This window comes from Kineosporia succinea (genome assembly GCF_030811555.1).
In the GTDB taxonomy this organism is placed as follows: Bacteria; Actinomycetota; Actinomycetes; order Actinomycetales; family Kineosporiaceae; genus Kineosporia; species Kineosporia succinea.
Genome location: NZ_JAUSQZ010000001.1, coordinates 7060245 through 7086116, shown reverse-complemented (window position 1 = coordinate 7086116; position 25872 = coordinate 7060245). Strand labels below are relative to the sequence as shown.

The 25872-nt window shown below is 71.8% G+C and carries 21 protein-coding genes; 10 read left to right on the top strand and 11 right to left on the bottom strand.

Going from position 1 to position 25872, the window contains the following annotated elements:
- Positions 1-385 precede the first annotated feature (385 nt).
- Positions 386-904 carry a hypothetical protein gene (locus tag J2S57_RS31285; protein WP_307249590.1) on the top strand — a complete coding sequence of 173 codons (519 nt, stop codon included), beginning with the start codon at positions 386-388 and terminating at the stop codon, positions 902-904.
- A gap of 212 nt (positions 905-1116) precedes the next feature.
- A complete protein-coding gene (locus tag J2S57_RS31280; RefSeq protein WP_307249589.1) occupies positions 1117-4239 on the top strand; it encodes a putative Ig domain-containing protein in 3123 nt (1040 codons plus the stop codon).
- A 12-nt stretch (positions 4240-4251) separates the two neighbouring features.
- Here the strand turns inward: J2S57_RS31280 and J2S57_RS31275 are convergent, their stop codons facing one another.
- From J2S57_RS31275 to J2S57_RS31255, 5 genes are all read right to left on the bottom strand, one after another.
- A complete protein-coding gene (locus J2S57_RS31275; protein WP_307249588.1) occupies positions 4252-4752 on the bottom strand; it encodes a cytidine/deoxycytidylate deaminase family protein in 501 nt (166 codons plus the stop codon).
- On the bottom strand, positions 4749-5489 hold the full coding sequence (locus tag J2S57_RS31270; protein ID WP_307249587.1) for a RibD family protein: 741 nt from the start codon (positions 5487-5489) through the stop codon (positions 4749-4751). The genes J2S57_RS31275 and J2S57_RS31270 overlap by 4 nt, the downstream gene beginning before the upstream one ends.
- Positions 5490-5504: 15 nt before the next feature.
- Positions 5505-6101, bottom strand: a complete 597-nt coding sequence (locus J2S57_RS31265; RefSeq protein WP_307249586.1) for a nitroreductase family protein — start codon at positions 6099-6101, stop codon at positions 5505-5507.
- A 21-nt stretch (positions 6102-6122) separates the two neighbouring features.
- On the bottom strand, positions 6123-6779 hold the full coding sequence (locus J2S57_RS31260; protein ID WP_307249585.1) for a GTP cyclohydrolase II: 657 nt from the start codon (positions 6777-6779) through the stop codon (positions 6123-6125).
- Between the two features lie 675 nt (positions 6780-7454).
- Entirely contained in the window at positions 7455-8732 is a 1278-nt protein-coding gene (locus tag J2S57_RS31255) for an aggregation-promoting factor C-terminal-like domain-containing protein (protein WP_307249584.1), read from the bottom strand.
- Positions 8733-8847: 115 nt separating this feature from the next.
- Here J2S57_RS31255 and J2S57_RS31250 point away from each other — a divergent pair, with 115 nt between their 5' ends.
- The gene (locus J2S57_RS31250) at positions 8848-9108 is read left to right on the top strand and encodes a hypothetical protein (RefSeq protein ID WP_307249583.1); all 261 of its coding nucleotides are present in this window, start codon (positions 8848-8850) and stop codon (positions 9106-9108) included.
- Between the two features lie 102 nt (positions 9109-9210).
- Complete coding sequence (locus J2S57_RS31245) at positions 9211-11328, top strand: AfsR/SARP family transcriptional regulator (protein WP_307249582.1); 2118 nt, start codon at positions 9211-9213, stop codon at positions 11326-11328.
- A gap of 106 nt (positions 11329-11434) precedes the next feature.
- Here the strand turns inward: J2S57_RS31245 and J2S57_RS31240 are convergent, their stop codons facing one another.
- From J2S57_RS31240 to J2S57_RS31225, 4 genes are all read right to left on the bottom strand, one after another.
- Positions 11435-12895, bottom strand: coding sequence for an MFS transporter (locus tag J2S57_RS31240; protein ID WP_307249581.1), 1461 nt, complete (start codon positions 12893-12895; stop codon positions 11435-11437).
- A gap of 243 nt (positions 12896-13138) precedes the next feature.
- Complete coding sequence (locus J2S57_RS31235; RefSeq protein ID WP_307249580.1) at positions 13139-13837, bottom strand: alpha/beta fold hydrolase; 699 nt, start codon at positions 13835-13837, stop codon at positions 13139-13141.
- An 85-nt stretch (positions 13838-13922) separates the two neighbouring features.
- Positions 13923-14774: a pyridoxal kinase PdxY gene (gene pdxY, locus J2S57_RS31230; protein ID WP_307249579.1), complete on the bottom strand. Its 852-nt coding sequence runs from the start codon at positions 14772-14774 to the stop codon at positions 13923-13925.
- 10 nt (positions 14775-14784) lie between these two features.
- A complete protein-coding gene (locus tag J2S57_RS31225) occupies positions 14785-15573 on the bottom strand; it encodes an alpha/beta hydrolase family protein (protein ID WP_307249578.1) in 789 nt (262 codons plus the stop codon).
- Between the two features lie 382 nt (positions 15574-15955).
- On the opposite strand from J2S57_RS31225, the gene J2S57_RS31220 reads away from it, so the two are divergent.
- Positions 15956-18169, top strand: coding sequence for a discoidin domain-containing protein (locus J2S57_RS31220; RefSeq protein ID WP_307249577.1), 2214 nt, complete (start codon positions 15956-15958; stop codon positions 18167-18169).
- Between the two features lie 115 nt (positions 18170-18284).
- Here the strand turns inward: J2S57_RS31220 and J2S57_RS31215 are convergent, their stop codons facing one another.
- Positions 18285-20429, bottom strand: a complete 2145-nt coding sequence (locus tag J2S57_RS31215) for a hypothetical protein (RefSeq protein WP_307249576.1) — start codon at positions 20427-20429, stop codon at positions 18285-18287.
- Between the two features lie 487 nt (positions 20430-20916).
- Between J2S57_RS31215 and trxA the strand changes: the two genes are divergently transcribed.
- The 4 genes from trxA to J2S57_RS31195 all read left to right on the top strand — a co-directional run bounded on the left by trxA (position 20917) and on the right by J2S57_RS31195 (position 24229).
- Complete coding sequence (gene trxA / locus J2S57_RS31210; protein WP_307249575.1) at positions 20917-21240, top strand: thioredoxin; 324 nt, start codon at positions 20917-20919, stop codon at positions 21238-21240.
- A 51-nt stretch (positions 21241-21291) separates the two neighbouring features.
- Positions 21292-22068, top strand: a complete 777-nt coding sequence (locus J2S57_RS31205) for a toast rack family protein (protein WP_307249574.1) — start codon at positions 21292-21294, stop codon at positions 22066-22068.
- Positions 22069-22162: 94 nt separating this feature from the next.
- The gene (locus J2S57_RS31200; RefSeq protein ID WP_307249573.1) at positions 22163-23938 is read left to right on the top strand and encodes a CocE/NonD family hydrolase; all 1776 of its coding nucleotides are present in this window, start codon (positions 22163-22165) and stop codon (positions 23936-23938) included.
- Between the two features lie 51 nt (positions 23939-23989).
- Positions 23990-24229, top strand: a complete 240-nt coding sequence (locus tag J2S57_RS31195; protein ID WP_307249572.1) for a DUF3072 domain-containing protein — start codon at positions 23990-23992, stop codon at positions 24227-24229.
- Between the two features lie 110 nt (positions 24230-24339).
- Here J2S57_RS31195 and J2S57_RS31190 read toward each other — a convergent pair whose 3' ends face one another.
- Complete coding sequence (locus J2S57_RS31190; protein ID WP_307249571.1) at positions 24340-24732, bottom strand: winged helix-turn-helix transcriptional regulator; 393 nt, start codon at positions 24730-24732, stop codon at positions 24340-24342.
- Between the two features lie 108 nt (positions 24733-24840).
- On the opposite strand from J2S57_RS31190, the gene J2S57_RS31185 reads away from it, so the two are divergent.
- On the top strand, positions 24841-25662 hold the full coding sequence (locus J2S57_RS31185) for an enoyl-CoA hydratase/isomerase family protein (RefSeq protein ID WP_307249570.1): 822 nt from the start codon (positions 24841-24843) through the stop codon (positions 25660-25662).
- The last annotated feature ends 210 nt before the right edge of the window (positions 25663-25872 follow it).

Below are 25872 nucleotides of genomic sequence, written 5' to 3'. Positions count from 1 at the left end.
GACGGTCGTTCCGGTCCGGAGTTCGCGTATCCGCCCATCCCGAAGCGCCCGGCGGGTCGGGATGCCCGGTTCGTCCGGACGAGAATCGTTGCGGACCGGCGACACACGACCGGTCCGCCCCGCTTTCCGGTGACCGTGCGGCAATCTGATGTCGGCCTCGTCACGGGGCCGGCAGCAGCCTCGATCCAGGTCAGGAGCATCCCTCATGTCCGCGCCCCGCCGGTCCGAGTCCCGTTGTGCCGAATCGTCCCGGCGGTGGGCGGTTCTGGCCCTCCCGGTGGCATTGACGGCATTGACGGCACTGATGTCCGCCTGCTCCTCGGGGTCCTCCGGTGCGCAAGCCGGCGCGGTCGTCACTCCGTCACCGGCAGCCGGTGCGTCGGCGGTGCCCGGCGCGAGCGGTGCGGCGAGCCCGGTCGTGACCACCACGTCCACCACGGACAGCCCCGGAGCCGGAACCGGAACCGGGACCGGGACCGGCGCACCGGCCACGACCTGTGCCGGCCTGACCGCGGCCCAGGTCGGCCGCCTGCTGAAAACTGACGTCGGCGAGGGGGTTCCGGATCCGCGCACGGCCACCGACGGGCGGCGGCAGCTCGACGGCTGCACGTACTCGGCCGACGGGGGAGTGCGGCTGGGCTACCTGGTCTGGCAGGTGGCCGTCGCCGGTGACCAGGACCTGGTCGAGCAGGGGCTGCCCCCGGCCGGCAGTGGGGCGCGGTCGTTCTCGCCGGAGACGGGCCGGGTGTCGGCCGGAGCGGTCGTGACCACCGGGCCGGTCACGACCGCCCAGGTCAACGCGGTGGTGCGCAAGCGCCTCGTGCAGGTCAGCGCGACCGCCGCGACCGCGGCGCTCGCCCGCTCGGCGGCCACCTCGGCGGCGGCCACCCTGATCGGCGACTGAGCCCGGCGCGTCCCCCATCGTCGTAGAGGGCCACGACGCGTCACCCGGGCCTGCCCGGTTTCGGTGCATAATGCCACGCCGGGCGGGTGATTTCGGCTCCGGACCGGCACTGAGGGTGGGAGTGGTGTCCTACGGTTCGGGGACCGGTGACTGTCCGTGGCCGACTGAGCATCGGACCTCACTGCCCTGACCCGACTCCGTCTGGTGGACCGATGCGATTGTCCCTGCCCACTCGCGGCCCGGTGGGCCGCCGAACCCGCCGCCCGGCCGCCGCGCTGCTCAGCGTGGCGGTGGCCCTCGGCCTGACCGCCACCGCCGCGGTCACCGCCGCCGGCCCCGCCTCCGCGGCCGGTGCCCGTATCAACCTGCGCGCCCTGGTGGTCGACGACGGCAGCGTGTGGGTCAAGGCCATCACCGACCAGTTCACCACCGAGGGCGTGCCGTTCACCGAGGTCGACCTCGCGGACGCCTCCCGGCCCGCGATCACCGCCGGCTACCTGGCCGACGGCACCGAGGGCAAGTTCAACGCCGTCGTCCTGCCCGACGACCTCGGCGGGGGCCTGCCGGCCGCCGAACTGGCCGCCCTCACCAGCTACGAGGCGCAGTTCGGGGTGCGCCAGGTCGACAGCTACCAGTGGGCGAACCCCACGGTCGGCCTGAACTACGCGGCCGCCCCGAACGGTTTCGCCGGTGACCTGACCGGGATGACCGCCACGGCGACCGATGCCGCGAAGGCCGACGGGTTCGGCTACCTGTCCGGCAACCTGACGATCGGCGTCGGCACCTACGGGTTCATCGCCACCCCGGCGGGCGCCGACGTGATGCCCGCGGGCGGCACCTTCACCCCGTTCGTCACCGTGCCGGTGCCCGGTTCGAGCGCCCCCGGCTCGCTCGTCGGCGTCTACGCCAACGGCGGCGTCGAGAAGATGGTGATCACCGGCGCGATGAGCACGAGCCTGTCGCAGTACCGGCAGCTGGCCCACGGCATCGTCAGCTGGGTCACCAAGGGCACCCACTTCGGCATCAACCGCAACTACTTCACGTTCCACTACGACGACGCGTTCAGCTACGACGCGCGCTGGGACAGCACGAACAACTGCACGCCGACCGAGGACTGCCCGGCGTCGGTCACCGTGACCACGCCCGACATCCGCATGACGGCCTCGGATGTGAACCAGGTCGTGGCCTGGCAGAAGGCCAACGACTACACCGTCACCCTGCCGTTCAACGGGTACTACTCGCTGAACGACCGCGACGGCAACGCCTGGAACGGCACCGACGAGCTGACCAAGGCGCTGGTCGCGAACAAGTCGCAGTTCCGCTGGCTCAACCACGGCTACCAGCACATCTACCAGGGCTGTAAGCAGAACACGGCGGTCGTGCCGTGGGTGTGCGAGACCACCGACGGCAAGGCGGTCGCGGCCGACGGCAGCAACATCTCGTGGATCAGCCAGGCCGCGATCAGCTCCGAGATCAGCGACAACATCGCCCGGGGCAAGGCGCTGGGCCTGGACTTCGACGCCACCGAGTACCTCTCCGGTGAGCACTCGGGCCTGTTCCGCCTGCCCGAGCAGCCGGTCGACAACCCGAACTTCGCCGCCGCCCTGACCGCCACCGGCATCCGGTACGCCGGTGCGGACGCCTCCCGCGAGACCGGGGCCCGGCCCGTCGGCGCCGCGACCACGGTGCCCCGTCACCCGGTCGCCGTGTACTACAACGTGTCGACCAAGGAGGAGCAGGTCGACGAGTACAACTGGATCTACCTGTCCCGGGCCGACGGCGGCAGCGGCTACTGCGAGGACAACCCGGCCACCGCCACCTGCCTGTCCGCCCCGCTGGACCCGAAGACCGGTTTCGCGTCGTACATCGTGCCCACCGACACGACCAACGACCTGCGCTTCATCCTCTCGAACGACCCCCGGCCGTTCTACGCCCACGTCTCGAACCTGACCGGCCCGGACTACCTCGGCCTGCAGCTCATGTCGAGCATCATCAGCCAGTACCGCAGCGTCTTCACCACCGACACCCCGCTGGTCAACCTGTCCCTGAAGGAGGCCTCCACCGTCCTGTCGGAGCAGCAGGCCTGGGCCCGGGCCGGGATGGGCGCGAACCCCTCGGTCACCGGTTACGTGCAGGACGGTGTGGTCACCGTGACCAGCAGCGGCTCGACCGCCGCCCCGGTCACCGTGCCCGCCGGCACCAAGGTCAACGGCGCGGCGTTCGGTTCCTCCTACGGCGGCGAATGGTCCGGCTGGGTCAGCGGTTCCACCCAGCTGACGCTGCCCTCGAACGGCCCGGTCTTCACCAGCGCCGCCACCGCCGGCCTGACCGTCGGCACCGCGGGCACCTTCGCCGTGACCACCGCCCCGGCGGCCCGCACGATCACCGCGACCGGTGACCTGCCCGCCGGCGTCACCCTGACCGACAACGGCAACGGCAGCGCCACCCTGGCCGGCACCCCGGCGGCCGGCTCGGCGGGCAGCTACCCGCTGACCCTGACCGCCGTCGGCGCGCAGGGCACGACGACCCAGGCGTTCACGCTGACCGTCGCCGGGCCCCCGGCCTTCACCAGCGAGGCGGGCACCGCGGCGAGCGCCGGCACGGCGTTCTCGTTCGCGGTCAGGACGTCCGGCTACCCGGCGGCCACGCTGCGCAGCACGGGCACCCTGCCCTCGGGCGTGACCTTCACCCCCGGCACCGGCGGCACCGCCGTCCTGGCCGGGAAGACCTCCACCACCGGCACTTTCCCGCTCACGCTGACGGCGACGAACAGCGCCGGCACGGTGACCCAGGCGTTCACCCTGACGGTGGTCAGGACCCCGGTGATCACGTCGTCGGCCTCGGCGACCGCGACGGTGGGGCTGAGCTTCTCCAAGGCGATCACCAGCACCGGTTCGCCCACCCCGGTGGTCAGCGTGAAGGGCCTGCCCCCGGGCCTGACCTTCACGGCCAACACCACGGGGGGCGGCACGATCAGCGGCCGGCCGACCAGCGGTGACAGCTACCCGGTGACGGTGACCGCGACCAACAGTGCGGGCACTGCCACCCAGACGCTGACCGTCGCGGTGCGCCAGAGCCCGGTCTTCACCAGCGCGAACAACGCGACGGCGACGGCGGGCACGGCGTTCACCTTCCCGGTCACCACCGCCGGCTACCCGGACGCCACGCTGTACGCGCTCGGGATCCTGCCGCGCGGAGTGCGTTTCGTCAGCAACAACGACGGGACGGCGACGCTGTCGGGCACGCCGACGGTCCGGGGCACCTACCGCCTGACGCTCACGGCGGTGAGCACCGCGGGGACGGCACTGCAGTCGTTCACGCTGACCGTGCGGTAGTCCCGAACGGTTCTACGAAGAGGGTCGTCCCGGCGTCTGGTCGCCGGGGCGGCCCTCTTCGCCGTGCTGGAGCAGGTGTGCGTTGATCTCCCGGACCACCGGCCCGAGATCCGCGATCTCGAGCACCTCGACCCCCGCGTCCACCAGCGTCTGCACCCCCACACAGTCGGCGAACAGTGACGGCTCGCGCAGGGCCAGCACCACGCGTGTGAGGCCGGCGTCGAGGATCAGCTGCGTGCACGGCACCGGCCGCGAGCGGCGGAAGGTGCACGGCTCCAGCGAGGTGTAGATCGTGGCGCCGCGCAGATCGGTGCCGGTCAGCTTGGCCAGCGCCGCCTCCTCGGCGTGGTACGCCGGGTCGGTCTCGCCGGTGAAACCTCCGGCCAGAAGCTGGCCTTCGGCCGAGAAGACCGTGGCGCCGACCGCGTAGTGGGTCGGGGACAGGGGTGAGCGGCGTGACAGCTCGACGGCCCGGGTCAGCCGGCGCCGGTCGGTGTCGTCGATCCTGGTCATACCGGAGAAGTCCTGTCGCTGAGGGTGTATCGGAGCAGCACCACGTCGCCGATGGGGGTGGCCGCCGCCAGCTGGGCGCGATGGCCGCTGGTGAACGGGAACTCGCCGTCGCCCACGAAACGCGGTGCGCCGGAGTCGCCGACGAAGACGGGCGCGACCACGAGCTGCAGTTCGTCGGCCAGCCCGGCCCCGAGGAACTGGGTGTGCATGGCCGAGCCGCCCTCGACCATCAGACGGCGCACCCCTCGCCCGGTCAGGTCGGCCAGCATCAGGTGCAGGTCGAGCGGGTCACCGGCGTCGACGACGGTGGCCACGTGCCCGACCCGTTCCTGGGCCCGGTGACGTGCTGGGGTGGAGGCGTAGACCACCGGGCCCGCACCGTCCACCGGATCGAAGAAGCGTGCTCCGGCGTCGAGATCGCCGCTGCCGGTGACCGTCACCCGCAGGGGGGTGGGCGGCAGGCCGCGGTCCTGACGTTCGCGGCGGGCCGCCTCCGAACGCACCTGGAGCCGGGGGTTGTCGTGACGGATCGTCGAACTCCCGACCAGGATCGCGTCGCAGGCGGCCCGTTCGGCGTCCACCCGCTCGAAGTCGGCGTCGTTCGAGAGCAGCAGGCGCTGCGGGGTGGTGTCGTCGATGTAACCGTCGATCGAGACGGCACAGCTGAGCAGCACGAACGGACGCCGTGGGGCCGACGCGCGTCCCTCACCGTGCGTCTGGGTGGGTATGCGAGTCATCGCGGTCCCCGGCGCTCAGGACGCGGTGGGTAAGCGCAGCGAGAGCATCAGTTGCTCCAGCGGAAGACGTTCGCGCCCGGCGGTTTCCCGGCCCGCGAACGGCTCGGGCAGCCGGGTGTGCTCGCTGCGCCGGACCAGGGCGACGACCACCAGCGGGGTCACGCCGTCGGGCAGTGCCGCCTGCAGGCGCTCGCGGTCGAAACCGCCCATCTGGTGCGCGGCCAGGCCCTCGTGCCCGGCCTGCACGGACAGCAGTGCCACGGACTGGCCGGTGTCGTACAGCGCCCACGGCCGGTCGGTGCCCTGTGCGGCCACGACCAGCAGGGCGGACGCGTGCCGGGCCCAGACCTGGTTGCCTCCGGCGAGCGTGTCCAGCACGGCGTCGAACTCGGCGGTGCCGCGCCGGGCCACGACGAACCGCCAGGGCTGGGTGTTGGAGGCGCTGGGCGCCCAGCGGGCGGCCTCGAGCAGCGCGCTGACCTGCGGCTCGCTCAGCTCGTGCTGCGGGTCGAAGGCCCGTGAGCTCCAGCGGTGGGCCAGCAGGTCGTTCAGCGGAACGGCCGTGGTGGCGGCCTTTTCGGTGACGGTGGACGACGGGGTGGTGCTCGTCATGGTGGTTCTCCCAGCGATGGTTCAGCCGGCGAGCGGCAGAGCGATGGTGTGGTGGGTGTGCGTGACCTTGGCCAGGAGGTAGCGCTCGTTCGCCTCCGACAGGTGCACGCCGGTGGGGACGTGCTCGGTGACCCGCACCCCCCGGGACTCCAGCTGCCGTGCCTTGTCCGGGTTGTTGCTGAGCAGGCGGATCCGGTCGGCGCCCAGCGCCAGCAGCATCTGCGCGGCGGCGGTGTAGTCGCGCTCGTCCTCACCGCGCCCGAGGGCGAGGTTGGCCTCGTAGGTGTCCAGGCCCTGGTCCTGCAGCGCGTAGGCGTCGAGCTTGGCGTACAGGCCGATGCCCCGCCCCTCCTGGCGCAGGTACAGCAGGAAACCGCCGGCCTCGGTGATGGTCTCGGCCGCCTCGCGCAGCTGCGGACCGCAGTCGCAGCGCTGGGAGCCGAACACGTCGCCGGTCAGGCACTCGCTGTGCGGGCGCACCAGCGGCGCCGGGCCGTGCTCGAGCCGGGCCCGCCAGTCGCCCAGGCCGAGGGCCAGGTGCTCGCGCCCGTCGGTCAGCCCGGTGAAGGTGAAGACCTCGGCCGTGGTCGTGTAGCCGTCGGGGAAGGCCAGCGGGACCGTCACCTGCGTCCGGATCCCGGCCGCGGGAGTGGTCGTCTCATTCGTTGTGAACGTCATCGTGACCCCAAGTGCTTGAAGATTCATGTAAATCATTCGGCGGAATGATTGAACCTTCAACTGTACGCAGTGGTGTGCTGCGTCACGTCAGTCACGAGCCGTGCTGACAGGTTGAGACCAATTCGGGGCCCGGTCGTTCTATTCCGGTGATCTTCGACGGGTGGCTCACGTCCGGGCCGAGTGGGGGTGCCGAGTGGGGGTGCCGAGTGGGGGTGCCGAGTGGGGGTGCCGAGTGGGGGTGCCGATCGGGGGTGCCGATCGGGGGTGCCGATCGGGGGTGCCGATCGGGGGTGCTGGGCGGGAGTGCTGAGCGGGAGTGCGGTGGGGCTGGAGGACGCGGGTCTCTCGGTTCGGTGCGAGCCGGGGTCTCGCTGACGCCTCGGCCGGCAGGCACGCCGCGCCCGGGCCGGGTTTCGACGAGGACAGGCCGGCCTGCGGTCGGATCGGGCCTGGCCCGCGGTCGGACCGTGCCTGGCTCGCGATCGGATCGGGCCTTGGTCTCGCGATCGGCCGGTCCGCATCTCGTCACGAGAGTCGCGCCGCATCGGCAACGGCCCGAGCGACAGGCCGAGCGACCGGCCCGAGCGACCGACCGGCCCGAGCGACCGACCGGCCCGAGCGACCGACCGGCCCGAGCGACCGTTACGGGGGAGAGAGCCCCGGAGGAGCCGGCCCTCAGTACCAGCCCACCGACTCGCTGTGCTCCCAGGCACCGCACGGGGTGCCGTAGCGGTCGGCGATGTAGTCCAGACCCCAGCGCATCTGGGTGACCGGGTTCGTCTTCCAGTCCGAACCGGCCGCGGCCATCTTGCTGCCGGGCAGTGACTGCGGGATGCCGTAGGCGCCGGAGGAGGGATTGGTGGCCTGGTAGTTCCAGCTGCTCTCCCGCGTCCACAGCGAGTCCAGGCAGGTGTACTGCGCGGACGACCAGCCGCGGTCGGTGAGCAGGATCTTGGCGGCGGCCTGCGGGTTCTTGCGGGAGTTCGCCAGTGACAGCGCGCCCGTGCCGCTGGAGGTCTCGCTCGACCCGCTCTCGGCGGCAGCGGCCGCCGCCGCGGCGGCCTTGGCCTTCGCCGCCGCCTTGGCCTCGGCGGCGGCCTTCGCGGCCTTCGCCTCGGCCTCCTTCTTCGCCTTGGCGGCCGCGGCCTTCGCCTTGCGGGCCTGTTCGACGCCCGCCTCGCGGGACTGCGACGCGGCCTGCGCCTTGGCCGAGGTGCCCTCTTCGACGCTCTTGAGCGTGGCGGCCCTCAACTCGGCCGCCTCGGCCGCCTCAGCTGCGGCAGTCGCATCGGCGGCGGCGGTGTCGGTGCTCGCGGTCTCCTGCACCCCGTCGAGCGCGAACGCCGCGGTGGCGGCGCTGCTGTCGGTGTCGATCGGCCCGGCGAACTGCGCGACCGCGACGCCCTCGGCCCCGACGACCAGCGCCATCACCAGCAGCCGGGTGGCGGTGCCCTGGAAGCGGCCGAGCCGGCGGCGGGAGGTGGGCTCACCGGCCGGGGCGTCGTCGAGGTCCAGGCCCCAGTCGGCGTTGACGGCCAGCGGGACGGACGGGGTCTGCGGACCGGGACGGTGGAACGCGTCGGCCGGAGCCGGGGGCACCGGGACGTCGATGCCGGCCGGGCGACCCGGGTGCGCGCGGGGGATCGGCAGCACCGCCGGGGTCGGGGCCAGCGGCTGCTGGAAGCGCGACTGCAGCGTGCCGCGGCGCAGGGCCTCGGCACTGCGCGGCGCGGAGACCGGGGCGGGCGGACGCTGACGGCTGGGCAGGCGGCTGCCGGCCGAGGGACGGCCGTGCGAGGCGCGCCGGGCGGCGGCCCGGGCCTCGGCGCGGCGCAGGTCGGAACGCCGGGGGTAGGTCTTGACGCCGTCGTGACCCAGGACCGGGATGCCGCCGGTGTCGAGCCAGTGCTCCGCGAGGTCTGAGGCCGGCTCCGGTCGCACACTTGTCGTCACGACCCCCACCGTGACGAAAACGGACAAGAAGCACAACCGCCCTGCAGAGAGTTAGGAAAAGCTTGACGCCCCGCGTGTATCCGGCGTCACGGACGGCGATGGTTAGGCTGGCCCGGTGATGGAACCCGTCGTGCTTCCCGGTGTCGTGCGCCTGGAACCCGACCCGCTCCGGCCCGGTCTGGTGTCCTGCACGTTCCTCAGCGGCCCGCCGCTGACGGTCACGGTGCCCCGGGCCCGCGTGCAGGAGATCTTCGACTGGTGGCTCGCCATCGCCCCCGAGGTCGCGGTCGACGGCTACCTCCAGGAGGAGGCCCTCGAGCAGTTCCGCGACGACATCGTCGTCGCCTCGGTCCCGGACGACCTCTCCGGCCTGTAGATACCTCCCGGCGACGGGCCGGGACCATCGGGCAATTCGATGGTGGACGCGGTGGTCACCGGCGCATCATCGGCCCCGACCGTTTCGGTTCGGGAGGGAACGATGACGCTCACGCACACACCGGCCCGGCCCGCGGTCGCCGACCTCGTCGCCCGCGGCAACCACGCCCTGTGGACCGCCGGCGACCTGCGTTCGGCCCGGACCTGGTTCGAGCTGGCCTGGACCCGGGCCGTCGCGCAGGACGACCCGGCGTCGGCGGCCGCCGCGGCTCTCGGCCTCGGCGGGCTGTGGGTGCACGAGCACCGCGAGGACGCCGACCGGGCCCGCGTCCTCTCCCGCCAGGAACGAGCCGCCCGGCACCCGGACGTCCCCGCCGGCTTGGCCCTGGCCCTGCGGGCCCGGGTCGCCGCCGAGCTCGACTACGTCGATGGCACCCACGACCGCGTCCTGGAGACCCTCGAAGAGGCCCGGTGCGCCGACGATCCCGAGGTCCTGGCCCAGGTGCTGAGCCTGGCCCACCACTGCCTGCTCGGCCCGCAGCACACCGAACTGCGCACCCGCCTGGCCCGCGAGCTCCTGCTCACCGCCGGCCGCACCACCCGCCCCGGCGACATGCTCGCGGGCATGCTCTGGCTGACCGTCGACCAGTACCTCGCCGGGGACCCGCACGCCGGGCGCACCCGGGCCCGCCTGCGACGCGCCCTCGCGCAGAACGACCACCAGGCCTACGGTTACGCCGCCGCGGCCGTCGAGGTCATGCTCGCCATCCGCGCCGGCGACCTGGACCGCGCCGAGACGATGGCCGCCGACTGCGCGGCTCGCGGCGAACGCTGCGGCGACGCCGACGCGGCGGGCTGGTACCGGGGCCAGATCGTCACGATCCGCTGGTTCCAGGGCCGCCTCGGCGAGCTGCTGCCCGCGCTGCGCGAAGAGGTCGACAACACCGCGCTCGGCGAGCAGGACGACTCGCTGCTGGCCGCGCTCGCGGTGTCGGCCGTCGCCGCCGGCGACGACCTGGTCGCGGCCGGGGCGATCGCCCGCCTCGGCGGCACCGGACTGGCCGGGACGCCGGCCTCGAGCGCCTGGCTGGTCACGGTCAACGGTGCGGCGGAGGCCGCGAACCGGCTCGGGGACGCCTCTTTCGCCGCGACCCTGTACCGCCTGCTCGAGCCGTACGGCCACCTGCCGGTCACCGGGAGCCTGGCCATGACCTGCTTCGGCTCGGCCCGGCACGCCCTCGGCCTGGCCGCCCTGACCACCGGCGAGCACCGGGCCGGCATCGCGCACCTGCGCCGCGCCGTCGAGCACAACCTGGCGCTCGGTCACTGGCCCGCGCACTGCCTGTCGCAGCAGCGTCTCGGGCAGGCCCTGCTCGAGCACGGCGACCCCGACGAGCGGCACGAGGGGACGCGCCTGCTGGCCGGCGCGGACCGGGAGGCCGAACGCCTCGGGATGGTCCTGCCCGGGCGTCCCGCCGTCCCGGAGACCCCGCCCGCCATCCGGATCACCCTGCTGGGGCCGGTCGGGATCGTCGTGGACGGGACCGTGCGACCGGTACCGGGCGCCCGCCGCCGTACGGTGCTCGGTGTGCTGGCCCTGAACGCCGGGCACCTCGTGAGCGCGGACCGGCTCATCGACATCGTCTGGGGCGACGACGCCCCCCGCACCGCCGCCAACACCCTGCAGAGCCACGTCTCGTTCCTGCGCCGCGCCCTCGGCCCGGGCGCCCCCATCCTCGGCCGCTCGCACGGCTACCAGCTCGACCTGCCCCCGGACGCGGTCGACGCCGGCCGGGCCGAGCGTCTCGTCCGCGCCGGGGAGGAACGCCCACCGCAGGTCGCGCCGTTGCGCGAGGCACTGGCCCTGTGGCGCGGAAACGCCCTGCCCGACGTGGAGAACCACCCCTGGCTCGACGGGCAGGCCCAGCAGCTGGACCGCCTGCGGCTGCGCGCGGTGAAGGGACTGGCCCGGGCCCACCTGCTCGCCGGGCAGCCCGGGCCGGCCGGTGAGCTGCTGACCGAGGCCGTGCGCGAGCACCCGCTCGACGAGCAGCTCCACGCCGACCTGATGCGTGCCCTGCACCGGCAGGGGATGCCCGGCCAGGCCCTGCGCGTGTTCGAGCGGCTGCGCACGGCCCTGCGCGACGAACTCGGCACCCGCCCCGGCGGGCCCCTGCGCGAGCTGCACACCGCGATCCTGCGCGAGGACCCCGTCCCCTGACCGGTGGCTGATCGACTGCGCCGACGCCGGAGGGGCGGATCGGGCCTGGCCACGAAGACGTTCGTGACCATGCCCGATCCGCCCCGCGGACCCGGAACGGCTCGGCTCAGTGCGGTTCGTCGGTGGAGCGGGAGTCCGTCAGCGTCAGCGCCCCGCCGATCGCGACCACCCCGACGATCGCGGCCAGCACCGCGTAGGTGATGCGCTCGCCGTGGAAGAACGAGGCCACCAGGTCGGCGCTCCACACCCCGGCCGGCAGCTGCGAGGTGACCAGCGCCGCGATCAGCGTGCCGACCACGGCCGTGCCGATGCTGGTGCCGACCTCCTGCGCGGTGTCGTTCAGGGCCGTGCCGATCGACGTGCGGTTGGCCGGCATGGCGTCGACCAGGGCGATGGCGCAGATCGTCATGACGGTGCGCAGACCGACGGTCATCGCGACCATCGACGCCGCGATGGCGAGGTACCCGTGCTCGACACCCCACGACAGGCCGACCAGCGACCCGGTCAGGAACAGCGCGCCGATGACGCAGGCGATGCGGTGGCCGAACTGCTTGACCAGGCTCTCGGACAGGGGAGTGGCCACCAGCATCGTGACGATGATCGGCAGGTTGGCCAGACCGGCGCGCACCGGGCTCCAGCCGTAGGCGTACTGGAAGTGCAGGATGAGGCCGAACATCACGCTGGCCATGGCGATCGAGGTGCCGACCTGGGCGATGGTGGCGCCGCGCACGGTGCCGTTGCGGAACAGGGTGAGGTCGAGCATGGGGGCCGAGCTGCGCTGTTCCCGCACCACGAAGCCGATGGCCGCGGCGATCGCGCCGAGCACCGAGGCGATCGTGACGCCGGAGAGCCAGCCGTGATCGACCCCGCTGGTCAGCGAGTAGCAGGCGAGACCGATGGCGAGGACGCTGAGCACTGCGCCGGGAAGGTCGAGCTTGTCGTGGGTCAGCCCGGCCGGGTCGTCGGCCGGGACGCCGAGCCGCACTCCGACGAACGCGATCAGGGCGATCGGCGCGTTGACGATGAGCAGCCACTGCCACTCGAAGTGGATCAGCACCGAGCCGCCGAGCAGCGGGCCGAGCACGAACCCGGACATGCCGACGATGATCATGATGGTCATCGCCCGCATCCGCAGCTTCTGGTCGTCGAAGAGCCGGAACACCAGCGAGTTGGTGATCGGTGCCATCGCCGCGGCCGCGATGCCGAGCAGGGCGCGCAGCACGATCAGCTGGCTGGTGTCGGTGACCGCGATGACGCCGAGGCTGAGCAGGCCGAACACGCTGAGCCCGACGAGCAGCACCCGCCGCCGTCCGAGCCGGTCGGCCATCGACCCGGCGGTGAGCAGCAGCCCGCCGAAGGTCAGGGAGTAGGCGCCGGTGACCCACTGCAGGGCGGTGGTGCCGCTGCCCAGGTCACGGCCGATGGTCGGCAGTGCGATCGAGAGCAAGGTGTTGTCGACCATCTCGACGAAGAAGGCCAGGCACAGCGCGGCGAGCGGGATCCAGGCCGCGCCCAGTGATCGGTAGGTATGCGGTGAGGTGTCAGGAGTGATGGTCGTGGACGTCATGGTCGCCCCCTTCTCTCGGCTGCCGCTCCCGCAGGAGAGGTGGTGGCCGGTGCTGGTGTGGACGCGGCCCGGTTCGGCCGCCACCAGAGAGTCGTCCCGCGCGCTGTCAGACCACGCACGCCCCGCTGTCAGCACCTGGCAGAAGCTGCCAGCCGTGCTCCGCCCCGACCCACGCGAACCCACCGCGCTCTCGTGGGCCACCGGGCCACCACCACCGACCAGGCCGTCCCCTGCCGACCCGCGTCAGATCTGCCGCAGCATCCCGGCCAGATCCCCGGGCCTCGACAGCATCGGCCAGTGCCCGGTCGGCAGGTCGAGCATCGTCCAGCCGGGCCCGGCGAGCATCGAGAACGCCGGGACCCCCGCGTCCACCATCGCCCGCACCTGATCGACGGAGAAGGAGCTCGCGATCAGGGTGCGCGGGGTGGCCGGCACCGGATCGGGGCGCCGGGCCGGTTCCAGCACCAGCGGGGCGGGCTGCGCGGTGGCGAGCCGGCGCATCCGCTCCAGGTCGTCCGGCGTGAGACCGCCCAGCACGGAGGGGTCGTCGAAGGCCGGCGGCGGCAGGTGCCCCTCGACGCGGATCTGCTCGCGCTGGGCGGCCTGCACCTCGGGCGGCAGGAACTCGATCTGGGCCATGCCGTCGGGGAAGGGCGCCGTGTCCACGTAGACCAGGTGCCGCAGCTTCCCGGGCACGCGGTCGGCCGCCGCCGTACCGGCGATGGTCGCGCCGCTGTGCAGCACGAGCACCACGTCCTCGTCGATCCGGCCGAGGATGTCGGCGACGTGCGTCTCGACGCCGACCCCCTCGGTGCTGCCCGAGCCCTGCCCGGTCAGCGCCACGATCCGCACCTCGTGCCCGGCCTCGCGGAGCACCCGCCCGGTCTCCTCCCACACCCACGGGCCGAAGAAGAATCCCGGAACCAGAACGTACGTGGACATGTGCGGTCTCCCTGGTGCGACAACGTCTGACCAGGGCGACGCTAGAGGTCCATCAGGTCGGTTCTCTTCCTGATGGCGAACTCGGCTAGCGCACCTGCTCGACCGCGAACTGCAGACGCGGCGCGGCGTAGAACTCCTGCGCCTGCACCAGCTGCAGCTCCCGCTCGCCGGAGCGGTAGGTCAGGTCGATCAGGTCGAACACGCTGGAGGCGGTGCGGGCCAGGGCCACCGACGCCTGGCCGCTCTGGCGCAGGTGCGCGGTGAACAGCGCGGCCGTGACGTCACCGGAACCGTTGGCCTTGAACGGCAGCTGGGGCGTCTGCACGATCCAGGCGCCGGCGGGGTCCACGACCAGCATCTCGACCGTGTTCTCGGGCCGGTCGGGACGCTCGACGCTCGTCACCAGCACGGTGGAGGGGCCCATCGAACGGGCCAGGTCGGCCGAGGCCAGCGTCGTCTCCAGCGAGCCCGGCGACGTGCCGGTCAGGAACCCCAGCTCGAACTGGTTCGGCGTGAGGATGTCGGCCACCGGCACCACCACGTCACGCAGCAGGTCGGGGATCTCCGGCGCCACGAAACAGCCGGACTTGGCGTTGCCCATCACCGGGTCGCACGCGTACAGGGCCGAGGGGTTGGCCTCCTTGACCCGGCGCACGGCGTCGACGATGACCCCGGCGATGCCGGCCCCGCCCTGGTAACCGGACAGCACCACGTCGATCTGCGGGAACACGCCGCGCTCCTCGACCCCCAGGATGACCTCGGCCACCTCGGACGGCGGGATCAGCGGGCCGCGCCAGGCCCCGTACCCGGTGTGGTTGGAGAAGTTCACCGTGTGCACGGGAACGACCTCGACACCGATGCGCTGCAGCGGGAACACCGCGGCCGAGTTACCCACGTGCCCGTGCGCGACCGCCGACTGGATCGACAGAACCTTCATTCCGCCCACCTTAATCACCGGGGACGGGCGAGGGAGCAGCGGCATGCCCCAGGTAGGGGTCCGCCCAGGCGCTGATGATGCGCGCCGCCCGGTCGGCCTGCCCGGCCCCGGTCAGGAAGTGGTTCGAGCCCTCCAGCGACACGAAGCTGCGCGGGTGCCGGGCGACCCGGAAGATCTCGCTGGCGTTCTCGATCCCCACCGTGTTGTCCGTCGGCGAGTGCATGACCAGCAACGGCATCCGCAGCTCGGTGATCCGGTCGCGCAGCTCCGAGCCCCGGACGTCTTCCACGAACGCCCTTTTCAGCGTCAGCGCCTTGCCCCCGATGAGCCACTCGGCCGATCCCTCGGCCAGCACCTTCTCCACCACCGCGTCGTAGTGCCGTTCCACCCGGCTCGGGTCGAACGGCGCCCCGACCGTCGCCACCGCCCGCACCCCGGGCACCTGCCGGGCACCCGCGATCACGGTCGCCCCACCCCAGGAGTGCCCCACGAGCAGCTCGACCGAGGTGCCGCGGTCGGCCATGAACCGGGCCGCCTGCACGGTGTCGTCGATCTTGACCGTGAACGACCCGTCGCCCCAGTCGCCCTCCGAGTCGCCCAGGCCCAGGTTGTCGTAGCGCAGCATCCCGATGCCCTCCTTCGCCAGGCGCCGACAGATGCGGGCCGCGGCGGGCGAGTCCTTGCCCAGGGTGAACCCGTGGGCGAACACCCCCCAGCCGCGCACGGGGCCGTCCGGCACCTCGAGCACACCCGCGAGCTTCGGGCCCAGCGAGCTCGGGAACACCACTTTCTCGATCATGTGCCGATCGTCCCGCATCCGGGCGCGCCCGAGGTGCATCGACGGGCCGACGGGGGACGCGTCGGTGCGCCAACGCGCGCAGGCGCACCACCTCGGTCGACCGGTGGACCCCGAGTGTCGCGACGCCGGCCGGGAAATCACCCGGTTCCAGCCCGGTGCGGCCGTTTTGGGAAGCTTCAGGGCTCCGGCGGCACCCGGGCCGTCCGCGTCCGGGACCCGCCTGGGCCGAAGGGCCCATCTCCGGTACCGCTCGGATATCGGACGTTGCCATTCAGGCGCCCGAAAGGTACCAATGGGGGGATTTCGCTGTGAGCCTCCCTGAATGACCCGCACGGCGCTCCTGCTCGTCCCTGCCTCGTCATCGCTCAACTAGGAGACAACGATGCCTCCCGCACCCCGTCCTGCGCGCGGTCCGGCGCGCGCCCGCCTGGCGATACCGGTGATCCTCGCCCTGGTCGTCGGCTTCCTCACCCTCGCCCCGGCCCTCCCGGCCCAGGCCGCCGAGACCCTGCTCTCCCAGGGCCGGCCCGCCACCGCGTCCTCCAGCGAGAACGGCGCCGCCACCGAGGCCGCGCTCGCCGTCGACGGCAACACCGCCACCCGCTGGTCGAGCGCGTTCGCCGACCCGCAGTGGCTGCAGGTCGACCTGGGCAGCACCCAGGCGATCAGTCGGATCGAGCTGAACTGGGAGGCCGCCTACGCCTCGGCCTTCACCGTGCAGACCTCGGCCAACGGCACCAGCTGGACGAACATCACGCCGACCACCGCCGGCCAGGCCGGGGTGCAGAGCATCGCGGTCACCGGCAGCGGGCGCTACGTGCGCATGAACGGCACGAGCCGGGCCACGCCGTACGGGTATTCGCTCTACGAGTTCAAGGTCTTCGGGGGCAGCGACACCTCGATCCCGACGTCCGACACCCCCGACTTCGGCCCGAACGTCAAGATCTTCGACTCGAGCACGTCCGCGGCCACCATCCAGTCGGCCGTCGACGCGGCCTTCAACTCGCAGCTGGTCAGCCCGACGGCGCAGTTCGGCACGCAGCGCTACGCCTTTCTGTTCAAACCCGGCACCTACGGGCGGGTCTGGGCCAACCTGGGCTTCTACACGAGCGTGGCCGGGCTGGGCCTGAACCCCGACGACGTGACGATCAACGGCGCGCTCAACGTGGACTCGGGCTGGAACTACGGCGACACCTCGAACGCCACCCAGAACTTCTGGCGCAGCGCCGAGAACCTGTCCGTGGTGCCGGAGGGCGGCACCGACCGCTGGGCCGTGTCGCAGGCCGCGCCGATGCGGCGCGTGCACATCAAGGGCAACCTGACGCTCGGCCCGTCCAACCAGGACAACGGCCAGGGCTACTCCAGCGGCGGGTACCTGGCCGACAGCAAGGTCGACGGCAGCATCACCTCGGGCTCGCAGCAGCAGTGGTACACCCGCGACAGCTCGATCGGCAGCTGGAGCGGCGGCGTCTGGAACATGGTCTACTCCGGCGTTCAGGGCGCACCGGCCAACGCGTTCCCGAGCCCGCCGCACACCACGCTGGCCAGCACGCCGGTGACCCGCGAAAAGCCTTACCTGTACGTGGACGGCGCGGGCAAGTACCGGGTGTTCGTCCCGTCGCTGAAGCGCAACTCCTCCGGCACCAGCTGGCCGAACTCGGCCGGTTCGTCGATCCCGATGAGCCAGTTCTACGTGGCCAGACCCGGTGACAGCGCGGCCCGCATCAACCAGGCGCTGGCCCAGGGCCTGAACCTGTTCTTCACGCCGGGCACCTACTCGCTCAGCGAGACCATCAAGGTCACCCGGGCCGACACGGTTGTCACCGGAATCGGCTTCCCCACGCTGATCCCGTCGGGTGGTGTCACGGCCCTGAGCGTCGCGGACGTCAACGGGGTGAAGATCAGCGGCCTGACCTTCGACGCGGGCACCACCAACAGCCCGACCCTGATGACGGTCGGCACCGCCGGCACGCACACCGACCACGCGGCCAACCCGATCAGCATCCAGGACGTGTTCTTCCGGGTCGGCAGCAGCGTGCAGGGCAAGGCCACGACCACCCTCGCGGTGCACAGTGACGACACGATCATCGACCACATCTGGGCCTGGCGCGCCGACCACGGCGGGGCCGCGACCGGATGGTCGGTGAACACCGGCGACACCGGCCTCCTCGTCAACGGTGACGACGTGCTCGCGACCGGTCTCTTCGTGGAGCACTACCAGAAGTACGAGGTGATCTGGAACGGCAACCGCGGCAAGACGATCTTCTTCCAGAACGAGAAGCCCTACGACGTGCCGAACCAGGCGGCCTGGATGAACGGGTCCCAGAACGGTTACGCCGCCTACAAGGTCGCGGACGCGGTCACCGATCACGAGGTCTGGGGCGCCGGTTCGTACGCCTTCTTCAACGCCAACCCGGCGGTGAAGCTCGACCACGCCTTCGAGGTGCCGAACCGGAGCGGGGTGAAACTGCGCAGCCTGCTCACGGTCTCGCTCGGTGACGTGGGCACGATCAGCAACGTCGTCAACAACACCGGCGGCGCCGTGCCCAACCCGGCGGGCAACACCGTGCCGCGTAACGTGGTCTCCTATCCCTGATCACGACCGAGGGGTGGACGTCGTGGTGACCACGGCGTCCACCCTTCGTCATGGGCCCCGGTGACACCCGTGCTCTGCCGGCATCGCTGTCGTGCGGTTGTGGCACCGAGCAGATCTAGGTCTTCCGGGCCAGCCCGCTCAGCCCGGCCGCCAGCAGCGTGGTGCCCGCGTACCCGAGCACGGTCGACAGGAACAGCCAGTCGCGCAGCGCCCGGTCGGCGACGGTCGTGGAGACCGGCTGCCACTTGTCGCGCTGGTGCAGGTTGAGGATCGGGACGATGCTCTCGAGGGCGTAGGCGGCCGGCACGAAGCAAGGGTACTCCGGCCCGCAGCGCGACGAGGTCACCGACGGCACGGGCGCGGTGTCACCGGTCTGCAGGAACGCGTCGGAGCGGGCGCCCAGCCAGACCACCAGGAACGTGACCAGGTAGACCGCGACCAGGGCCCAGGCCGCGCGGGCGGGGCGGTACCCGTGCCCGATGCTGCGCCCGATGAACCAGTTCCAGAGCCGGGCCGGGGCGTGCAGGTCGCCGCGGCGCCGCAGGTCGTCCTGCTGGGCCATCGCCACCACGGTCGCTTCCGCCAGCTGCCCGTTGCGGCGGTAGACGGCGACCAGCTGCTGGTACGACTCGGGCACGAAACCCGGCTGCCGGCGGATCCATTCGAGGCGCTGCGCGGGGGAGCCGGGGGCGCGGGTGCTGAGCCGGTCGTAGGTGAAGCCGTCGATGAGCAGGCCCCCGGCGCGGGGCCAGCTGCTCTCGTCGTCGTCGATCTGGCCGACCGAGGCCCGGCGCAGGTCGACGCGCTGCGGCCGGGCGGGGGAGCGGGCCCAGCTGAAGTTGCCGGCCAGCCGCATGCCGCGGCCCTTGAACGAGCCGTCGAGGGTGCTGTCGCGGAAACTCAGGTCGCCCCGGATCCGGCCCCGGGTCAGCCGCAGAATGCCTCGTACGGTAGCGTTCTGGGTGATCCAGACGCTCCCGTCGATCTCGGTGTCGGACAGGTCGAGGGCCGTGCCGCCGGGCCCGTCCGGACTCACGAACGAGCCGCCCGCGCACACCACCGAGCCGCGTACCCGGGCCCCGTTCAGGCACACCGACCCCTCGGCGCTGAAGTGGGCGGTGGTGTCCTCGTCGTCGAAGCGCACGGTGCCGCCGGCGGTCAGGTTCATCGCCCGCAGCGCCTGGCCGGTGGGGTTCACCAGGGTCGCGCCGTCGCAGTCCAGGGCCCCGCCGATCCGGGCGTCGTCCAGGTCGATGCGCCCGGTCGCACGGAACCGGCCGCGCAGGACCACGTTTCCCTCGATGTGGCTGCCCGCGGCCTGCAGGCAGTCGCTGCTGCCGGCGCTGTCGAACTCGCCGTTCGAGCAGTCCAGGTTGCCGCCGACCCGGATCCCGTCGAGCCGCACCCGCCCCCGGGAGCGGAACGGCCCGCGCATCTGCAGGGCGCCGCCGATCGAGACCCGTTCCGCCGCCAGGGCGTCGCCGTCCGGGTTCTCGAACGTGCCCCCGTCGCAGCTGAGGTTGCCCTCGATCCGGGTACGGTTGAAGGTGACCCGCCCCTGCGACCGGAAGCCGTTGCTCAGGTGCACGTTTCCGAGTACCTGGGCGTCCGAGGCGGTGAGCGCGTTGTGGCCCGGATTCTCCAGGTGCCCGCCGGAGCCCCGCAGGCTGCCGCCGATGTGCGCGCCGGACAGGTTCACGGTGCCGAGCGCGTGGAAGCGGTGCTCCAGCACCAGCGAACCGGCCAGGCGCAGACGGTGCGCGTCGAGGGCGACCGGGGCGCTCTGGTGCCGGCGGGAGGGCGTGATCGTGGCGCCGCCCAGGGCCACGTCCCCCTCGACCACGGCGTCGCGCAGCACCACGGTGTCGTCGAACGTGCTGCGGCTCAGGCGAAGTCCGCTGGAACTGCGCAACTGCCCGGCGCTCAGTCCGGGCACCCGGCAGCGGATCAGGCTCAGGCCGGTGACCGAGGCCTGGTCCAGGCGCATCGGGCTCTCGAGCGCGCAGTCGCTCAGGCTCAGTGGTACCCGCAGGTGCTGCCACTCCCAGTCCAGGTCGCCGACGATGCGCGCACCGCGCACCCGCACACCCCGGGGGTGCACGCCCTCGGTCGCGGTGAGCAGGCCGATGAGGGACGCGGCGGTCACCTCCCGCTCGGGCGTCCAGATCACGTCGGGGCGGCGGGCGTCGAACGCCTCCGGTCCGGCCAGATCGAGCAGGGTGCCCTCGCGCGCGGCCTGCGTCAGTCGTTCCAGCAGCACGGGAGGCGCTCTCCGTTCGTCCGGCTCTGACCGTCGGCGTCATGGTACGTGCCCGTAAGGGCGGAAAGCTGGCCTGTCGTGACGGAACGTGGCATTCTGGGCTCGCGGCGCCCGGGAAGTGAGACGGCGTCGGCCAGTTCCACCGCAGTGATCGCCCCGACGATCCGAGAGAGGAGCACGAGCAATGAGCGCATACGCACTCCGCGGCGTACGCCGACGGCTGCTGATGACGTCTTACCTGCTCTCCGGCTCCCTCGTCCGCGGGAACGGCCGACGCCAGTGCCACCCGAGCTCCGTTCCGCCCTCCGCCTGAGCGGTTCCGGGCCGACTCGTCCCACCTTTCTCGTTCGACCTCCGCGTGCGGTGCGGTACATGACCGCCCGTGCGCGGGAACGACGACGGCCAGGTCCCACGGGGACCGGGTGACGGGTCCGGCCCCGGTGAACCGTAGGGTTGCGGCGACATTCGCGCCCGGAAGGAAGAACCGATGCCCGCCGTACGGTCGGTGACCGATGCCTCGTTCGTGGACCGGGTGATGCTGGCCGACGGGCCGGTGCTGGTGGACTTCTGGGCGCCGTGGTGCCGGCCCTGCCGCACCGTCAGCCCGGTCGTCGAGCAGTTCGCCGCCCGCAACCAGGGGCGGATCACGGTGGTGAAGATGAACGTGGACGAGAACCGGGAGACGGCCGTCTCGTACGGCATCAAGACCATCCCGACCCTCATGCTGTTCCGGGGCGGACGTGAGGTGGCGTCGGTGGTGGGGGCACTGCCGAAGCCCGCGCTCGAGGCCCGCCTGCGCAAGATGCTGTAGATACCGGACATCTCGGCTCGCCCACGCCGGGCGGCGCGGGATGATCACGGGGTGTCCCTCGACGTCCGGCCCACACCGTCGCAGCCCTCGCCCGCCAGAGGCTGGCCGGGTGGGCGCGTCGTGACCGTGGTCGCCCTGGTGGTTCTCGCCGTTCTGCTGATCGTGCACTACGCGGGCGAGCGCGACGGTGGGCGGAGCGGGGCCGACCACACGCCCGCCCTGGCCGCGAACGGCCAGGACCGGGCCCGGCTCGTCGTCAGTGGCGGCACCGACCGGCTCACGATCACCGCGGCCGACCTCGGCGGCGACCTGGTGCAGGCGCGGACGCCGGGCGCTCAGCGGGCCGTGCCGGTCATCCGGGAGAGCGGTGACGCGGTGACGGTCTCGGCCGAGGGACGCGACGAATCCGGCGGCGGGGGCACGGACCTGACCGTCCGGCTCTCCCGGGACGTGCGCTGGGACGTCCGCGTCGACGGCGGCACCTCATTGCTGAGACTCGACCTCGGGGAGGCCCGTCTCGGCGGCGTGGACGTGACGCAGGGCGTGCAGACGGTGGACGTGCGCCTGCCCCGCCCCGACGGCGTGCTCGCGGCCCGGATCAGCGGTGGCGCCGGCGCGGTGCGGGTGGTCGTGCCCCCGGGAGTGGTTGCGCGGGCCACGTTCACGGGCGGAGCCGGCGGTGCCGACCTGGACGGGTTTCACCACGGCGGGCTCTCGGCGGGGGACGTGCTGACCACGCCGCCGGGGGCATCGGGAACCGAGGCCGACCGCGTCGACGTGCTGCTGAATTCCGGGGTGGGCAGCCTCGACCTGCGGCACGAGAGCTGACACCTACCGCGAACCGGGCCAAGTTACAAGACGTACAAAACGGACTTCTCTGCGTTAGCGTGGTTGCGAATCATGCCGATGCACTGGAGGTCCGGTGAACGCAGGCAAGGGCATCACAGCTGCCGTCACGGGTGCGCTGATCGTGGTCGCGACACTGGTGACGGGTGGGGTCGCCGAAGCGGCGAGCGGTCCGCCGGGCATCACTCACGCCGAGAATCCCCGCGTCCCCGAGGGGTCCGTCTGGACCGAGGCGTACTTCCCGTCCTCCGACCGCAGCGGTGTGCAGCTGCACGCCGACGTGCTGCGGCCCGCGAATCTGCCGGCCAAGGCCAAGACCCCGGTGATCCTCGCGGTCGGGCCGTACTTCAGCCACACCGGGCAGACCGGGCCGGAGGGCTTCACCCAGACCGGCCCGTCCGCGCGGTTCGCCGACTTCACCAGCGGCACCAACCTTTTCCAGCGTGGTTACACGTACGTCATGGTCGACCTGCGCGGGTTCGGCGGCAGCACCGGCTGTCTCGACTGGGTCGGCCCGGGGGAGCAGGCCGACGTGAAGGCCGCCGTGCAGTGGGCCGCGGGGCAGTCGTGGTCCACCGGCAAGGTCGGGATGTACGGCAAGTCGTACGACGCGGTGACCGGGCTGGTCGGCAACAACCTGCGTCTTCCCGCCCTGAAGGCCGTGGTGGCCCAGGAACCGGTGTGGAACATGTACAACTACCTCTTCAGCAACGGCGTCCCCCGGCCCAACGTGACCGGAACCCCCAACGCCTACAACAGCATCGCGACCATGCCGACGCTGGCTGACGACTCCGACCGCTACAAGGCCAACGCGGCCTACGAGGCGAGCCACCCCGAGTGCCTGGCCGACAACCTGACGAACAACAACAACCCCGACCTCGACTCGGCCTACTGGCGTGCCCGCAACCTCGCGAAAGACGCTGCCGGCACGAGCACTCCGCTGTTCGTCACCCAGGGCTTCATCGAGAACAACACCAAGCCCGAGGACATGGAGCTCTACCTCGACAACCACCGCGGCACCGAACGCGGCTGGCTCGGGCAGTGGGAACACGTGCGCGGCAACGACACCAACAGCCAGGGCCAGCTGCTGCAGGGCCGCGCCGGATTCTTCGACGAGGTCATGCGCTTCTACGACCAGTACCTCAAGGGCGTGCGGCCGAAGGTGATCGACCCCGCCTACGCGATCGAGGACAACACGGGCGCCTGGCGGGCCCAGAAGACCTGGCCGACCACCACGTCCACCATCGTGCCCTCGCTGGAGAACGGCAGCTACGTGGACGACGGCGCCTCCTCGACCCTGGCCGCACCCCGCACGGGAGACCAGCAGTGGGACATGGAGCACGCCACGGATCCGGTGCCCGCCGCAGCGCGCGCACTGGCCGTGAGCGAGACCGGCAACAGCTACTTCACCTGGTCGGAACCGGCCACCGCCCGGGTGCGGATCACCGCCACGCCGCGAATCTCGTTGCGGGCCGGCGCGACCGGCAACGTCATGGTGAAGCTGTGGGACGTCGCCCCCGACGGCACCGCGGTGATGTTCGACGAGAACGTGGCCCTGATCAAGAAGGCCGGCCCGGTCGCGTTCGACCTGAAATCCACCGACTGGACCCTCGAGAAGGGCCACCAGCTGGGCGTGCAGATCGGCACGATCGGCAGCGGAAGCTGGCGGGACACCCCCAGCGGCAACGTGATCGCCGTCAGCAAGGCGAAACTGACCCTGGACCTCCAGGACCCGCGCCTCGACAAGCCCACCCAGGGTGACCGCTCACCGTTCCTCGACACCTACCTCGCGCAGTACACCCGCACGCTGACCGACGTCGGGGAGGGGAGCTTCGCGCTGCGCGTCCGCTGAGGTGCCCTCTCGAGAAGCGTCGAACGGCTGTTCGACCTAGGGTCTGGCTCCATGAGCGAGAACCTGACGAACAGTGACGACACCAGCACTGGTCTGAGCACCGACCCGAGCGCCGTCAAGCCGCCGCAGGAATGGGCCACCGGCGACGAACCGGCCACCGGCGCCCAGATCAGCTACCTGGAGACCCTCGCCCGCGAGGTCGGCGAGGAGGTTCCCGGCGACCTGACGAAGGCCCACGCCTCGGAGCTGATCGACCAGTACCGCGAGCGCTCGCCGCGCGTGGAGAGCTGAGGGGCTGCGGGCATCGCGACGATGCCCGCAGCCTGTCGGCGAGGTCGGGCACCGGCAGAACGACGGCGAGGGGCCGGAAGCCGGAGGGGGTGAGGTTCGCCGTGCGTGTCTCAGGCCGTGCGCTGGTCGAAAGCTCGCTGACTGTGCTGGATCTGGTCGCTGTGCCGAACCGTCCAGGAGTACAGGTGCCCGAACGGCTCGCGCAGGGATTCGCCCAGGGGCGTGAGCGAGTACTCGACGCCGACGGGGGACGTCGGTAGCACCGTTCGCTCGATCATCCCGTTGCGCTCCAGGCGGCGAAGAGTCTGCGTGAGGACGCGCTGGGTGACCCCGTCGAGGCGGCGCTTGATCTCGTTGAACCGGGTCGGGCGCTCGAGCACGGCCAGCACCATCATCGACCACTTGTCGGCGATCTGGTCGAGGATCGGGCGGCTGGGGCAGTCGACCCTGAAGACGGCGTCCGGGTCGTGGGTGAGCGTGCCGAGGCCGTAGGTATCCCTCATGATCCCTGGTTCTCCCGAAGTGCGTTCTTGTGGGCTTCCGGTGCGGCGGCCAGTCTAGGTATGCAACGCATACCTAGACTCTCACGCATCCCCGAACGGAGCTCCGTCATGCCCTCGACCCTCCAGGTGACCAGCGACAACGGCGTGGTCCAGATCGTCTTGGACAACCCGCCGGTGAACGCGCTGGGCGCGCAGATGATGAGCGAGCTGCGCACGGTCCTGACCGAGCTGAAGGACGACCCGCAGGCCCGGGTCATCGTGTTCTCCAGCGCCGATCCGGAATTCTTCAGCGCGCACGTGGACATGGGCATCGTCGAGCAGATGGACGTCCTGCAAGAACTGGCCGAGCTGGCTCCCGAGGGTGTCAACGTGTTCCAGGCGGTCGGTGAGATGATCCGCCACCAGCCGCAGGTGACGATCGTGAAGCTGGCCGGAAAGGCGCGTGGGGGCGGGGCGGAGCTCGTCGCCGCCGTGGACATGGCCTTCGCCGCGTCGGAGACGGCGGGGCTGGGGCAGATCGAATCCCTGATGGGCATCGTCCCCTCCGGCGGGGGCACGCAGTACCTGCGCGAGCGGATGGGGCGAAACCGCGCGATGGAGATCGTCCTGACCGGGGAACTGTACGACGCGAAGACCGCCGCCGCGTACGGGTGGATCAACCGTGCGGTGCCGGCGGCCGAGCTGGACGCCCTGGTCGAGCGGACGGCCAGGAACATCGCGGCCCTGGGAGAGGGTGTGATCGCCGGGGTCAAGCAGACGCTCCCGCCGGAGGACCTGCGCGAGGGCTATGCGCGGGAGGAGAAGGCGTGGGCCGCGCTGATCAGCCGGCCGGAGGTCCAGCGGATGATGGCCCGGGCGATGGCCGCGGGTGCCCAGACTGTCGAGGGTGAGCGCGACCTGGAAGCGCTGATGCGCAGCGTCACGCCCTGACCAGGTGAAGAGTGGCGTTCCGGCCGGACAGCCAGGCCGAGGAGCAGGACGTGGCCCTTCAGACCGCCGACACTCCACCCGCACCCGCGAGGGATCAAGCCCGGGCGACGTGATCCCGAGCGTGGTCAGGAGACTCCTCGGGGAGGCCGGTGCGAGCGATGTAGCGTGCTGACCCTTCAGCATCGAGCCGGCCCGTCCGGGCCGGACGAA